Genomic DNA, 12,399 nt, shown 5'->3' on the forward strand with positions numbered 1-12,399 from the left:
GTCGGTGTAGGCAAGTCCCGCCTTCTCGAGGGCCTTGACCAGCAGGTAGTGGACATTGGAGCCCTTGTTCAGTGCGACCTTCTTGCCCTTCAGATCGGCCACCGTCTTGAGCGGGCTGTCCTTGGGGACCAGGATCGCCTCGGCTTCCGGTGCCGGAGGCTCATAGCCGACATAGACCAGTGGCGCGCCAGCCGCCTGCGCGAAGATCGGCGGCGCCTCGCCAGTCGTGCCGAAGTCGATGGAGCCGACGTTAAGCGCCTCGAGCAGCTGCGGCCCGGCCGGGAACTCGGTCCATTCGACTGTGTATCCCTGCGGCTTGAGCTTCTCCTCGAGCAGCCCCTTCGTCTTCAGCAGAATGAGCGTCCCGTATTTCTGGAAGCCAATCCGGACGACCTTGTCCTCGGCGTGGGCTGCCGCCGCTGCAATACCCAAGGCGATGCCGCCGGCGAGCGTCATCTTTGCGAGATACTGTAGGAACGCTTTCATCAAATCGGACTCCTTCTCCCGGAGGTTCGGTCGAACTCTTGAAATCTATGGGCACGAACGGCGTCGCGCAGTGCGGCGATCCAGGATGCGCCGTCGGAAAAGCTGCCCGGTTCAAAGAGCGTACCGGGGCAGGGAAGTCCCCTCAAAGAAAATTCTACTAATTTGATAGACGAAATCAGAAACAGATTGCCTTTAAGGAGACGCCGCTCCGGAAGGCCCGGCCGTTACAGCTCGGGCAATTTGGCCTCAATCGGTCACACCCGCGGCAACCCCGACGCTTGTCTCGCAAGCAGGGCGCCCGCGAGGCGCTGGCATTGGACACGGATGTCCGGAATCGCCTCGATTTCGAGGAAGGTCCCGCGGGTGAGGGGGCCAACCGCGTACAACAAGTCGTTGCGCCTTCCATTCCGGTTGATCAGTGCGCCGTCGGTCGCGACGGCGAGGCCGATACGAAGCGCATCCGCCCGCGCCATGCCGCCGGCGAGAAGGGATCGGATCAGGGGGTTCGTGCTCTTGTCCGGATCCGCGACAAGGCCGGCGCAGTCATAGATCTGCCCAGCCCGAATCTCCTCAGTGCGTTGGCCGTCTCGGCAATGCAGTCGCACCGAGAAGCCGCCCTCGACGGGTGTCACATCGCGCACCCGGCCCGCAATCACCCGCAATTGTCCCCTCCCAATTGCTTCCGACAGGCGCTCGCTCACCTGAGGTGCCATGCGGTGCCGGTGGATATCCCACCAGGCCTTCAGGTGGCGGAAGAACCTGCGCCTTTGGGTAATCGACCAGCTCTGCCAGATCGATTGGTTGTGTGGCCGCAATCCATCGACGACGTCGCGCCAGTCGCCGCCGCGTGCTTCGGCCGCGCGGACGAGCTGGCGGAACCAAGTCACGAAATGCGCAGGTCCGCAGCCGAGCGGAACCTCGGATCGTTGCAACACGATAGGCTGGTTCTTGCGGTGCACAGCCGGCAGCAATCCGCGGCGCGAGACAGCGACAATCTCGCCGGCAGGCCCGCGAAGCAGCAGCGAGAGGCACGTGTCGACCATGCTGAGGCTGGTGCCGATCACGAGGACTCGATCCGTCCGCTCGGGCAGGGCGGTCCGGCCCGCATCGACCTGTGCGAGCAACGACTGGCCGCGACCGGCGCTTCGGTCGTGCCCGGTCGCCAACACGCATCGTTCGGCCACGATGCTCGATCCGTTCGCCAGGCGCAGCTCTACATATCCGTCGTGCTGCACCAGTTCGACACATTCCTCGTCGATCACGTGCAGCCGTGAACCGCTATCCTCCCGAGGCTCCTTCAGTAGATGCTCCAGATACTCGCCATAGAGGCGGCGCGCAGCGAAATAGGTCGCCGGATCGTCGACCGGAATGCTTCTTGTCTCCAGCCATTGCACGAAATGTCGGGCTTGTCCGCGAAGGCGCTCATGTTCGAAGCGCGGACGTTTAGGAGGTGGTCCGGAAGGTCGGTCGAATAGGCGAGGCCTCGTCCGTCTGGTCATCCCCGGCATGGTCAACCTGGCGATCGGCTTCCTGCTGGCAACGTCACTGCTTGCCGTGATCGGCATCTTCGATCTGCTCAATGCGGCAAAATCATCCGCCTCCGCCCCTCAATGGCTGGGCTTCTACAACGAAGCCTATCTGCTCGCCGCGGTGATCTATTTCGTCTTGTGCTTCGGCGGTTCCCGCTACTGTCTTTGGCTGGAGCGATATCTGCGCGGTACATCCACGCCATAGGAGATGCCGATGCCGATCGGGGCGAACACGCGCGTCGTGCTTGCGGCGAGGCCGCAGGGGCTGCCGAAACCGAGTGACTTCAGGGTCGAAACGGTCGGCCTGCCGGAACCCGCCGACGGGGAACTGCTGCTGCAGATCCTTTATCTCTCGCTCGATCCCTATATGCGCGGGCGCATGGACGCGGCGAAGTCCTATGCCAAGCCGGTCGAGATCGATGGCGTCATGGAGGGCGGCACGGTCGCCCGCGTCGTGCGGTCCCGCCTCGATGGCTTTGCCGACGGCGATGTCGTTCTGTCACATTCGGGATGGCAGAGCTTTGCGATTTCCGACGGCACCGGGCTGCGTAAGCTCGATCCGGAGGCAGCCCCCATCACCACTGCTCTCGGCGTTCTCGGCATGCCCGGCTTCACGGCCTATGCCGGCTTGCTCACCATTGGTCGACCGAAGCCGGGTGAGACCGTCGTGGTGGCGGCCGCACGCGGCGCGGTCGGCTCGGTCGTCGGCCAGATCGCGCGCATCAAGGGCGCTCGGGCGGTCGGTATCGCAGGCGGTCCCGACAAATGCGCGTTCGTGCGCGACGAGCTTGGCTTCGACGCGGTCGTCGATCACCGTGCGAAGGATTTCGAGGCGCAGTTGAAGGCCGCCTGTCCGAACGGCATCGACGTCTATTTCGAGAATGTCGGCGGCCATGTCTGGGACGCCGTGTTTCCGCTGCTCAACGAGTTTGCCCGCGTGCCGGTCTGCGGGCTGATCGCGCAGTACAATGAGTTGCCGGCTTCCGGCGTGGATCGGCTGCCAGGGGTCATGCGCGACGTGTTGCGCCGCAGCCTCACCATCAGGGGCTTCATCCAGCGCGAGTTCGTGGAACAGCGTCCGGCCTTCTACGAGGCGATGGCCGGCTGGATCGCGTCCAGAAAGGTCCGTTACAGGGAAGACATCGTCGATGGGCTGCACAATGCGCCGGATGCATTTCTCGGCCTCCTGCAGGGGCGCAATTTCGGCAAGCTGATCGTGCGCGTCTCGCGCTGACGTCGTCGGGAGGCGCATGGACCCTGGAGAGGGTCGAGCGCGGAGCGCCTTCGGCGATTCGGCAATTTCTTCCGTGATCCCATTGCGCAAAAAAATCGCACCGGAACGAGGGCTGTTCAGAGCAATGGATACTCATTTATCCGCGTTGCAGAGCATGACGGACGGCGCGCGGGGGGCATTTTTCCGCTGTCGCTGACATTTCCTCCGCTGCAGCGGAGGAAAGCGCAGCGTATCCATAATCTGTCGTTGCCTGCGCCGGAATCCGGAGGTTAGAGGTCCGCCATCGACGACCTGCGACGGGCGGGACGTCTTCAACAACCGGAGCAGATCATGAATCCCGCGATGCAGATGCAGCCGATGCCGATGATGAACATGCCGATGATGATGAATGGCATGATGCCGATGATGATGGGCGGCATGCCCATGAACCCCATGATGATGGGCATGATGCCGATGATGGGCATGAACCCGATGATGGGTGGTATGCCGATGCAGGGCATGATGCCCGCCATGATGTGCAAGATGAGCTGCAAGATGACGGCCAACGGCATGGTCTGCGAAATGATGCCGATGGATGACGCCTCCAAGGACATGTTCATGGAGTGCTGCAAGCGCATGATGGCCATGAACGGCGCCGGCATGCCCATGATGATGATGTGCGGCGGCATGATGATGATGGGCCAGATGGCCTGAGCGCATCGCTGCTGAATTTGGAAAGGGGGTCGGCTTGCCGGCCCTTTTTCGTTGTGACTAGCCGATAGCCTCGACGTAGGTCATGACGAGATAGGCGATCGCCTCACTGTCGGTGAGATTCCGGTAGCTGTGCGGCACATCGGCCTCGAACAGAATCCCGTCGCCCTCAGCAAGCACATCGGAAGCGGCCAGCCCCGCTCGAATCTCCAAACGACCCTTAATGAGGATGAGATTTTCGATCGTTCCGGGAGCGTGCGCCTCGGCGTTCTCGGTGTGGCCCGGGGCGAAGCGAAGCTCGTAAAATTCGACCTTGCGCTCGCCGTCGAAGGGAAACAGGGCCCGCGAGGTGAATTTGCCATCCGACGAGGTCAGGATCTTCGCGTGCTCGCGACGCAGCACTACCGTGCCTTGAACTTTCTGGCTGTCGAGCAGCGTCGCGAACGGCACGCCAAGCGCCGTGGCGATTTTCCAGAGCAAGCTGATGCTTGGGGCGCTTCTGCCGGTCTCGATCTGGCTGAGCATAGCTCTGCTGACGCTCGAGAGCTTCGCCAGACGTTCGAGAGAGTGCCCCTGGCGGATCCTCAGCCGGCGCAGATTTCGTCCGAGAATGTGAGGAAGCTCATCCGCAGTATCACCGCTTCCGGCGGTTTCGATAGCGCTCGACAGAGTGTCCGCCACGAAATGTCAATTCGCTTTGGGCGAGGGGCCGACCGCATAGACGGGCATGAACCAGACCGGCACCCAAGCCATCGCCATCATGCCAGGCATCATCAGCGGACCGTCGGCCAGTTGCGTCGATCTCTGCGAATTTCGGGCGACGCGATAGTCGTCCAGGCTGATGACGTTGGCGGACCGCGCGGACATTGTTGTCTTCACCGTGATGTTGCCTTTGCCCATTGAAGCTAGCCGAAGCTGAGGCAGATGACATGCCGCGCAATTCTAATTTTAGGCGGTCAGATAAACGTGCTTGCCATGTTTGGCGGAAGGGCGAGCACGCAAGTGCGCCATGGTTACGGCATGGCTGACGATTGCATCCAGACATTTGCGGAATACTCGATGCTGCCTCCAAGCCGACAATCGGTGAGCCGGTCTCGCGTTTGTCCCGTCCGTGACAACCAGTATTTATTCGATCAATGGAGGAAGAGGTCGTCGACCCCGCAAACGCGACCGCAACTGGCCTCGCAATATAAGCTGCCATGGTGATCTGGTAGATAACAGGAGGCAGAACGCGAGGCTCGAGCTTAGAGGGAGGGGTACACAGGTGGAGCTTGTTTATCGGCATCGCGCGGCTGTGACGCTGGTTCCTCGCGGCGAATGCCTGCTTATTCGATTTTCACCCTGAAAGCGGACAGTCAACTTCCGGCCCCACCTTGGTCATTCCGCGAGGCTGCGGTGCGATCGAGACGGAAGCGTTAAATAGGTCTCCGAGCTAAAGGTCGCCTCGTTCAGTGTCTTTAGCTTCGCCAGACCATACGAGAGAATACGAGGAAACGGATTGGCGAACCATCCGCTAACGTATTGTTTTCCTGTCGAAAACGATGACTCTCAGCGACTAACATAATCATTATTCGTCAATGAGTTACGAGGCAGTTCGCCGAACTCGATTCAAGAAGCCGATCCAGCCGCTCGCCCATTCCTTTTGGCTTCTGCGGAATGGCAGCTTTGCGCATCTCAGACGTACGGGCTGGCATCATCCTCGCCCGGAAGCAGACTTTGGCGCGATGACGCTCAACTCTGATACGCGACTGCGGGCCGCCCCGCATGAAACCAGGTGTCGTTCGATAAGGAAATTCCACCCTCTGGCCACGAAATAGAAAACATAATCTCTACAGATGAACTAGACTTATGCTTGATGAATCGCCGGTGGGGCCATTGGCGCCGCCTGTCAAAAACTCATTTGCCTCATTGAGCAGGACGGACATGGCTGCTGAAATCCCCGATCGCATCAAGGTTCTGTGGTTCCTGCCGACACATGGCGACAGCCGCTATCTCGGCACCTCCGAAGGTGGCAGGGCGGTCGATCTCGACTATCTGACCCAGGTGGCGCAAGCGGCCGATACGCTCGGCTACTATGGTGTGCTGTTGCCCACCGGCCGCTCCTGCGAGGATTCCTGGGTCGTCGCCTCGGCGCTGGCGCCGCTGACGAAACGGCTGCGCTTCCTCGTCGCGGTGCGGCCGGGCCTGCAATCGCCGACGCTTGCCGCGCGCATGACGGCGACGCTCGACCGCATCTCCAACGGCCGGCTGCTGATCAATGTGGTCACCGGCGGCGACCCGCTGGAGAACAAGGGCGACGGCATCTTCCTGTCACATGCCGAGCGCTATGAGGTGACGCAGGAGTTCCTGCAGGTCTACAAGCGCCTGCTGAGAGGCGAGACGGTCGAGCATCATGGCAAGCATTTCCGCATCAAGGATGGCCGCCTGCTGTTCCCGCCGGTGCAGACACCTTGTCCGCCGCTCTATTTCGGCGGCTCGTCCGATGCCGGATCGACGGTGGCGGCGCAGGAGATCGACAAATACCTGACCTGGGGCGAACCGCCGGCCGACGTCGAGCGCAAGCTCGACGGCGTGCGCGAGCTTGCCGAAAAGGCGGGCCGCAAGCTCTCCTTCGGCATCCGCCTGCACGTCATCGCCCGCGAAACCACCGAGGAAGCCTGGGCGGCGGCCGACAGGCTGATCAGCCGGCTCGACGATGCGACCATCGCCTCGGCGCAGAAGGTTTTTGCGCGCATGGACTCGGTCGGCCAGGCGCGCATGAGCGCGCTGCATGGCGGCGACCGCTCGAAGCTCGAGATCGCGCCGGATCTGTGGGCCGGCGTCGGCCTGGTGCGTGGCGGGGCCGGCACGGCGCTGGTCGGGGATCCAGCCACGATTGCCGAGCGCATCGACGAATACCGGCGTCTTGGCATCGATACCTTCATCCTCTCGGGCTACCCGCATCTTGAAGAAGCCTATCGCTTCGGCGAGCTGGTGCTGCCGCATTTGCCGACCGATCACCCGGTCAAGGTCGCGGGTTCCTCCGTCAACACCGGGCCGTTCGGCGAGACCATCGCCGGCGACCATCGTCCGAAATCGCTCGCCAGCGCCTCGTGAACGCGCTGCCGCCCCAGCCGCGGAGCCATGTCGTCATCCTCGGTGGCGGCTTCTCGGGCGCGGCCGTTGCCTGGCACCTGGCCAGGCAGCCGGCACGTCACTTGATCACGGTGGTCGAGCCACGCCCGCTCCTCGGCGGCGGGCTTGCCTATTCCAGCGAGGAGCCCTCGCACCGCGTCAACGTGCCCGCGGCCAGGATGAGCCTGGTCCCGGACGAGCCCGAGCATTTCCTGCGCTGGCTCGCCCGCGACGGGGAAGCCGGGCGCGATCCGGACTCGGTCTGGCGCAACGGCGACACCTTTCCGAGGCGTCGGGTCTTCGGCCGCTATGTCACCGAACAGTTGGCGCCGTTTGTCGAGACCGGAACGGTCCGCCACCTACGTGACGACGCCCGGGAGGTGAGGCGCAGCAGCGACGGCGGCTGGACTGTTTTCACCTCAGATCAGCCGATCTCAGCCGACGTGGTCGTTCTCGCCATGACGCACCCGTCGCCCGATGTTCCTACCGTCCTGAAGCCGATCGCCAATAGGAGCGGCTTCATTGCGGATGTGTATGTCCGGGATGCGCTTGGTTCGGTCGCTCCCGAAGCGCCGGTGCTGATCGTCGGCTCGGGCCTGACCTCGGCCGACACCGTCGCCGAGCTCGACCGCCGCGGCCATCGCGGCCGCATCCTGGCCGTGTCTCGGCATGGGCTGCGCTCGCGCGGACATCCGGATGTTCGCGGCGAAGCGTTCGGCGATTTCGTCTCGGCGCCGGCCAGCACCGCGCTTGCATTGCTCGAACGCGTTCGTTCGACATTGGCGGCGGCCGAGGCCGCCGGCGTCAACTGGCAGTCGGTCTTCGATCAGCTTCGGCAGCAAGGGCCGGTGGTGTGGTCTGCGCTCGGCTCGGACGAGCGCACGCGGCTGGTGCGCCGGCTGCGCGTTTTCTGGGACGTGCATCGCTTCAGGATCGCGCCGCAGGTCGCGAGCGTGCTCGATCGCCGCCGCACCGAGGGAACGTTCGAGAACATTGCGGCCAGTCTGGTGGCCTCGAGCCACGATGGTGATCGCCTGGCCGTAAGCCTACGGCGGCGCGGCCAGAGGCAGATCGAAACGCTGCGATTCGACGCGGTGATCAACACCACGGGGCCCGCGCATGGCAAGGTGCTGCAGGTCAACCCGGCGTTGCGTTCGCTTGCCGATGCCGGGTTGATCCGGGTCGACCGTCATGGACTCGGCATAGAAACAGACCTCAACAGCCGTGCCGTCGGCCCGGACGGCGCGCCGCTTGAGGGGCTGTTCGTCGCCGGTCCGCTCGCGCGCGGCACTTTTGGAGAGTTGATGGGGCTGCCGGAAGTGGCGCGTCACGCGCAGGTGGTCGCCTCTGAGATCAAAAGCCGGCTCGGCGCCCTGCCATCGATCGCCACCGGACGCTGAAAATCCGCCGCGAATGGGGCACGCGAATTGGTATTTCCGTTCGGGTGCGTCCGCGAAAACGGAAAATCCTACTTTGTATATATAAGCAGTAGACTAATAATTGATCACAGGTTCCGGCCACGGCCGGATCAATCGTTGGGACAGGCCAAACCGGGAGATATCCATGCCGCAGAACGATCGCGACGCAGTCAAATTCGCCTATTGGGTGCCGAACGTCTCGGGCGGGCTGGTCATCTCCAACATCGAGCAGCGGACCAATCATTCGGCCGAGTACAACCGCAAGCTGGCGCAGATCGCCGAGCAGGCCGGTTTCGACTATGCGCTGAGCCAGATACGCTTCACCGCCGGCTATGGCGCCGACGAGCAGCATGAGTCAGTGTCGTTCAGCCACGACCTCCTCGCCGCCACCAAGACGCTGAAGGTGATCGCCGCGATCCTGCCCGGGCCGTGGAATCCGGCGCTGGCGGCAAAGCAGCTCGCCACGATCAGCTACTTGACCGATGGTCGCGTCGCCATCAACCTCGTCTCAGGCTGGTTCCGCGGTGAGTTCCACGCCATCGGCGAGCATTGGCTCGACCATGACGAGCGCTATCGCCGCTCCGAGGAATTCATCCGCGCGCTGCGCGGTATCTGGACCGAGGACAGCTTTACCTTCCGTGGCGATTTCTATCGCTTCAACCAATATTCCCTGAAGCCGAAGCCGCTGAAGCCGCTGCCGGAGATCTTCCAGGGCGGCTCGTCACGCGCCGCGCGCGACATGGCTTCGCGCGTTTCGGACTGGTACTTCACCAACGGCAACACGCCGGCCGAAATCGCCAAGCAGGTCGACGATATCCAGGCCAAGGCCACGGCCAACAACCATTCGGTCAAGGTCGGCGTCAACGCCTTCGCCATCGTGCGCGAGACGGAAGAAGAGGCTAAGGCCGTGCTTGCCGAGATCATCGCCAAGGCCAACCCGGAGGCGGTCAATGCCTTCGGCCATGAGGTCAAGAATGCCGGCAAGGCTTCGCCGGAAGGCGAGGGCAACTGGGCGAAGTCGTCCTTCGACGACCTGGTGCAATACAATGACGGCTTCCGGTCGAACCTGATCGGCACGCCACATCAGGTGGCCGAGCGCATCGTCGACCTCAAGCGTGCCGGCGCCGATCTGATCCTGCTCGGCTTCCTGCATTTCCAGGAAGAGGTCGAGTATTTCGGCAAGCACGTCATCCCGCTCGTGCGCGAGCTGGAAGCAAGGCAGGCCGAAACGGTTCTCGCCGCCGAATAATCAACCGTCAGTGGCCGGAAAAGCCGGCCGCAAAATCGAGATTGCCCTGCGCGCCCGAGCCTTTCGGGCGGCAACGGGGCTTCGCGCGCCGCGAAACGCCGAGGAAGTGCGGAAATGCCGATCGCCAACTACGCTTTTGGAGTGGCCGAAGCTTCGGTCTATGCGCCGGAAATCCTGGCCCGCGGGCTGCCAGATGGGCAACCCGCACATAAGGACGAATTGGCGGCGACCAGCGCCGAAGCCTCGGCGCTGCTTGCGCTGGACGGCATCGGCCTGTCATTCGGCGGCGTGGTGGCGCTGGCCGATGTCGATCTTTCGGTCCGCCCGGGCGAGATACGCGCCATTATCGGACCGAACGGCGCCGGCAAGAGCTCGCTCATCAACGTCATCAGCGGCGTCTATCGAGCCGATCGCGGACATGTACTCCTCGACGGCGCGCGCTATGCCCAGGTCCCGACGCAACGACTGGCGCGTCTCGGGGTCGCCCGCACCTTTCAGAACCTCGCTTTGTTCAAGGGTCTCAACGTCCTCGACAATGTCGCGTCTGGTCTTGCCTATAAAGCCAGGTCCAGCTTCGCCGGCCAGATCCTCGGGCTTGGCCGCTCTCGCCGCGAGCAGGCCGAGCAGCGCGGCCGTGCCGACCAGATACTCGAATTCCTGCACCTGACCGGGGTGCGCGACCGGCTTGCCGGCACCTTGCCCTACGGCCTGCAGAAGCGGGTCGAGCTTGCCCGCGCGCTGGTCGCCGAGCCGCGCCTGCTTTTGCTCGACGAGCCGATGGCCGGGATGACCGCCGGCGAAAAGAGCGAGATGGCGGCCTATGTGCGCGCCGCGCGCGATCGTTTCGCCACCACTGTTGTGCTGATCGAGCACGATGTCGGCGTCGTCATGGGCCTGTCGGACCGCATCGCCGTGCTCGACTACGGGCGCAAGATCGCCGACGGCACACCCGACGAGATCAGGAATGACCAGCGTGTCATCGACGCCTATCTCGGCTTCGCCTCCGACAATGAAGAGGGGGCGGGCATATGATCGGCGATTTCGACTACCAGTTCTTTATCGAGGTGCTGACCGGCGGCCTGCTGTCAGGCGTCATGTATTCGCTGGTCGCGATCGGCTTCGTGCTGATCTACAAGACGTCCGGAGTGCTCAACTTCGCGCAGGGCGCGCTGCTGCTGTTCGCGGCACTGACCTTCGTCAGCCTGGTCGAGCGCGGCGTTCCGTTCGCGCTGGCGCTTGCCGTCACCTTCGCCATCATGGTGGCGCTCGGCATCGGCATCGAGCGCGCAGTGCTGAGGCCGCTCACCAACAAGCCGCCGATCACGCTGTTCATGGCCACGCTCGGCCTCTCCTACATCATCGAGGGCGCCGCCCAGCTCATCTGGGGCACGCAGGTGCACGGCCTCGAGCTCGGCATCGAGGACGTGCCGCTGGAAGTCGGCGGCGTGCTGATCAGCCAGTTCGACATCTTCGCCGCCGCGGTGGCCGCGGCCATGGTGCTGCTGCTGTCGCTGTTCTTCCGCTACACCCGTATCGGGCTCAGCTTCCGCGCCGTCGCCGACGACCAGTTCGCGGCACTCGCCGTCGGCCTCAGACTGCCGCTGATCTGGGCGAGCGTGTGGGCCGCGGCCGGCCTCGTCGCGCTGGTGGCCGGCCTGCTGTGGGGCGCGCGTCTCGGCGTCCAGTTCTCGCTGTCGCTTGTGGTGCTGAAGGCGCTTCCCGTGCTGGTCCTCGGCGGCTTCGATTCCATTCTCGGCGCCATCGTCGGCGGGCTCTTGATCGGCGCCAGCGAGAAGCTCGCCGAGGTCTATATCGGCGACTATTTCGGCGGCGGCATCGAAAGCTGGTTCGCCTATGTCGTCGCGCTCGTCTTCCTGCTCATCCGTCCGTCGGGCCTGTTCGGCCAGAAGCTCGTCGAAAGGGTCTGACCATGAGCGCGATCGTAACCGAATTGCCCGCAACCGAATTGTCCAGGGGCGCGGGCCTGCCGAAATGGCTGGCGCCGCTCATCGTCGTCGCATTCGCCTACACGGTCGTGCCGCTCATCGGCGGCTCCTATCTGTTCGAGGCGATCCTGCTGCCCTTCCTGGCGCTCAGCCTGGCCGGCGTGGGCTTGAACATCCTCACCGGCTATGCCGGCCAGGTGTCGCTCGGCAGCGCTGCCTTCATGGCGGCAGGCGCTTTCGCGGCCTATAACTTCAACCTGCGTGTCGAAGGGCTGCCGCTCGTCGCCAGCATCATCCTCTCCGGCCTTGTCGCCGCCGCCATCGGCATCGTCTTCGGCCTGCCAAGCCTGCGGCTGCGGGGTTTCTACCTCGCAGTCTCGACCCTCGCCGCGCAGTTCTTCGTGCAATGGGCACTGACCAAGTTCAGCTGGTTCTCCAACGACTCCGCCTCGGGCGTCATCGACGCGCCCAAGCTCTCCATCGCCGGCTTCGAGTTCGCGGGCGCGGTCGGCCGCTATCTCTTCGCGCTCACCGTCGTCGTCATCCTGACCTTCCTTGCCTACCGGCTGGTCTCGTCGCAGACGGGGCGCAACTTCATCGCCATCCGCGACAACGAGACGGCGGCGCGCATCATCGGCATCCCGGTGCTGAAGACGAAGCTGCTCGCCTTCGCCATCTCGTCCTTCATCATCGGCGTCGCCGGCGTCATCTGGGCCTTCGCCTATCTCAGGAC

13 protein-coding genes are annotated in these 12,399 nt (G+C 63.6%); 9 read left to right on the plus strand and 4 right to left on the minus strand.

The window, feature by feature from the left end:
• A partial coding sequence (locus EOA38_RS14485) for an ABC transporter substrate-binding protein (protein WP_245480831.1) occupies nt 1–456 on the minus strand: 456 nt, incomplete at its 3' end.
• Nucleotides 457–740: 284 nt separating this feature from the next.
• Nucleotides 741–2,051, minus strand: a complete 1,311-nt coding sequence (locus EOA38_RS14490) for an FAD/NAD(P)-binding protein (RefSeq protein WP_127299491.1) — start codon at nt 2,049–2,051, stop codon at nt 741–743.
• Here EOA38_RS14490 and EOA38_RS14495 point away from each other — a divergent pair.
• The 3 genes from EOA38_RS14495 to EOA38_RS39185 all read left to right on the plus strand — a co-directional run bounded on the left by EOA38_RS14495 (nt 1,993) and on the right by EOA38_RS39185 (nt 3,942).
• Entirely contained in the window at nt 1,993–2,220 is a 228-nt protein-coding gene (locus tag EOA38_RS14495; protein WP_245480830.1) for a hypothetical protein, read from the plus strand. The two genes, EOA38_RS14490 and EOA38_RS14495, sit on opposite strands and share 59 nt — an antisense overlap.
• 9 nt (nt 2,221–2,229) lie before the next feature.
• Entirely contained in the window at nt 2,230–3,249 is a 1,020-nt protein-coding gene (locus tag EOA38_RS14500; RefSeq protein ID WP_127299492.1) for an NADP-dependent oxidoreductase, read from the plus strand.
• A gap of 330 nt (nt 3,250–3,579) precedes the next feature.
• Nucleotides 3,580–3,942 carry a hypothetical protein gene (locus EOA38_RS39185; protein WP_189434673.1) on the plus strand — a complete coding sequence of 121 codons (363 nt, stop codon included), beginning with the start codon at nt 3,580–3,582 and terminating at the stop codon, nt 3,940–3,942.
• Nucleotides 3,943–3,999: 57 nt separating this feature from the next.
• Here EOA38_RS39185 and EOA38_RS14510 read toward each other — a convergent pair whose 3' ends face one another.
• Together EOA38_RS14510 and EOA38_RS14515 are read right to left on the minus strand one after the other, a co-directional pair.
• Nucleotides 4,000–4,620 carry an XRE family transcriptional regulator gene (locus EOA38_RS14510; RefSeq protein ID WP_127299494.1) on the minus strand — a complete coding sequence of 207 codons (621 nt, stop codon included), beginning with the start codon at nt 4,618–4,620 and terminating at the stop codon, nt 4,000–4,002.
• Nucleotides 4,621–4,626: 6 nt separating this feature from the next.
• Nucleotides 4,627–4,806 carry a hypothetical protein gene (locus EOA38_RS14515; protein WP_127299495.1) on the minus strand — a complete coding sequence of 60 codons (180 nt, stop codon included), beginning with the start codon at nt 4,804–4,806 and terminating at the stop codon, nt 4,627–4,629.
• A 1,056-nt stretch (nt 4,807–5,862) separates the two neighbouring features.
• Here EOA38_RS14515 and ssuD point away from each other — a divergent pair.
• The 6 genes from ssuD to EOA38_RS14545 form a co-directional block, all read left to right on the plus strand.
• Complete coding sequence (gene ssuD, locus EOA38_RS14520) at nt 5,863–7,035, plus strand: FMNH2-dependent alkanesulfonate monooxygenase (protein ID WP_127299496.1); 1,173 nt, start codon at nt 5,863–5,865, stop codon at nt 7,033–7,035.
• The gene (locus EOA38_RS14525) at nt 7,032–8,453 is read left to right on the plus strand and encodes an FAD/NAD(P)-binding protein (RefSeq protein WP_127299497.1); all 1,422 of its coding nucleotides are present in this window, start codon (nt 7,032–7,034) and stop codon (nt 8,451–8,453) included. Before ssuD ends, EOA38_RS14525 begins: the two co-directional genes overlap by 4 nt.
• Before the next feature lie 163 nt (nt 8,454–8,616).
• Nucleotides 8,617–9,720 (plus strand): dimethylsulfone monooxygenase SfnG, encoded by a 1,104-nt coding sequence (gene sfnG, locus EOA38_RS14530; RefSeq protein ID WP_127299498.1) that lies wholly within the window; start codon nt 8,617–8,619, stop codon nt 9,718–9,720.
• A gap of 114 nt (nt 9,721–9,834) precedes the next feature.
• Nucleotides 9,835–10,752 (plus strand): ABC transporter ATP-binding protein, encoded by a 918-nt coding sequence (locus EOA38_RS14535; RefSeq protein WP_127299499.1) that lies wholly within the window; start codon nt 9,835–9,837, stop codon nt 10,750–10,752.
• A complete protein-coding gene (locus EOA38_RS14540) occupies nt 10,752–11,648 on the plus strand; it encodes a branched-chain amino acid ABC transporter permease (protein WP_189350578.1) in 897 nt (298 codons plus the stop codon). Before EOA38_RS14535 ends, EOA38_RS14540 begins: the two co-directional genes overlap by 1 nt.
• 2 nt (nt 11,649–11,650) lie before the next feature.
• On the plus strand, nt 11,651–12,399 hold a 749-nt coding region (locus tag EOA38_RS14545), incomplete at its 3' end, for a branched-chain amino acid ABC transporter permease (protein WP_145965964.1).

The organism is Mesorhizobium sp. M1E.F.Ca.ET.041.01.1.1 (assembly GCF_003997355.1).
GTDB lineage: Bacteria > Pseudomonadota > Alphaproteobacteria > Rhizobiales > Rhizobiaceae > Mesorhizobium.

What these genes read in the sequence shown, in the direction of transcription:
- ssuD (WP_127299496.1), top strand. Translation starts at nt 5,863, where the DNA reads ATGGCTGCTGAAATCCCCGATCGCATCAAGGTTCTGTGGTTCCTGCCG.
- EOA38_RS14490 (WP_127299491.1), bottom strand. Translation starts at nt 2,051, where the DNA reads ATGCCGATCACGGCAAGCAGTGACGTTGCCAGCAGGAAGCCGATCGCC.
- EOA38_RS14535 (WP_127299499.1), top strand. Translation starts at nt 9,835, where the DNA reads ATGCCGATCGCCAACTACGCTTTTGGAGTGGCCGAAGCTTCGGTCTAT.
- EOA38_RS14515 (WP_127299495.1), bottom strand. Translation starts at nt 4,806, where the DNA reads ATGTCCGCGCGGTCCGCCAACGTCATCAGCCTGGACGACTATCGCGTC.
- EOA38_RS14500 (WP_127299492.1), top strand. Translation starts at nt 2,230, where the DNA reads ATGCCGATCGGGGCGAACACGCGCGTCGTGCTTGCGGCGAGGCCGCAG.
- EOA38_RS14495 (WP_245480830.1), top strand. Translation starts at nt 1,993, where the DNA reads ATGGTCAACCTGGCGATCGGCTTCCTGCTGGCAACGTCACTGCTTGCC.
- sfnG (WP_127299498.1), top strand. Translation starts at nt 8,617, where the DNA reads ATGCCGCAGAACGATCGCGACGCAGTCAAATTCGCCTATTGGGTGCCG.
- EOA38_RS39185 (WP_189434673.1), top strand. Translation starts at nt 3,580, where the DNA reads ATGAATCCCGCGATGCAGATGCAGCCGATGCCGATGATGAACATGCCG.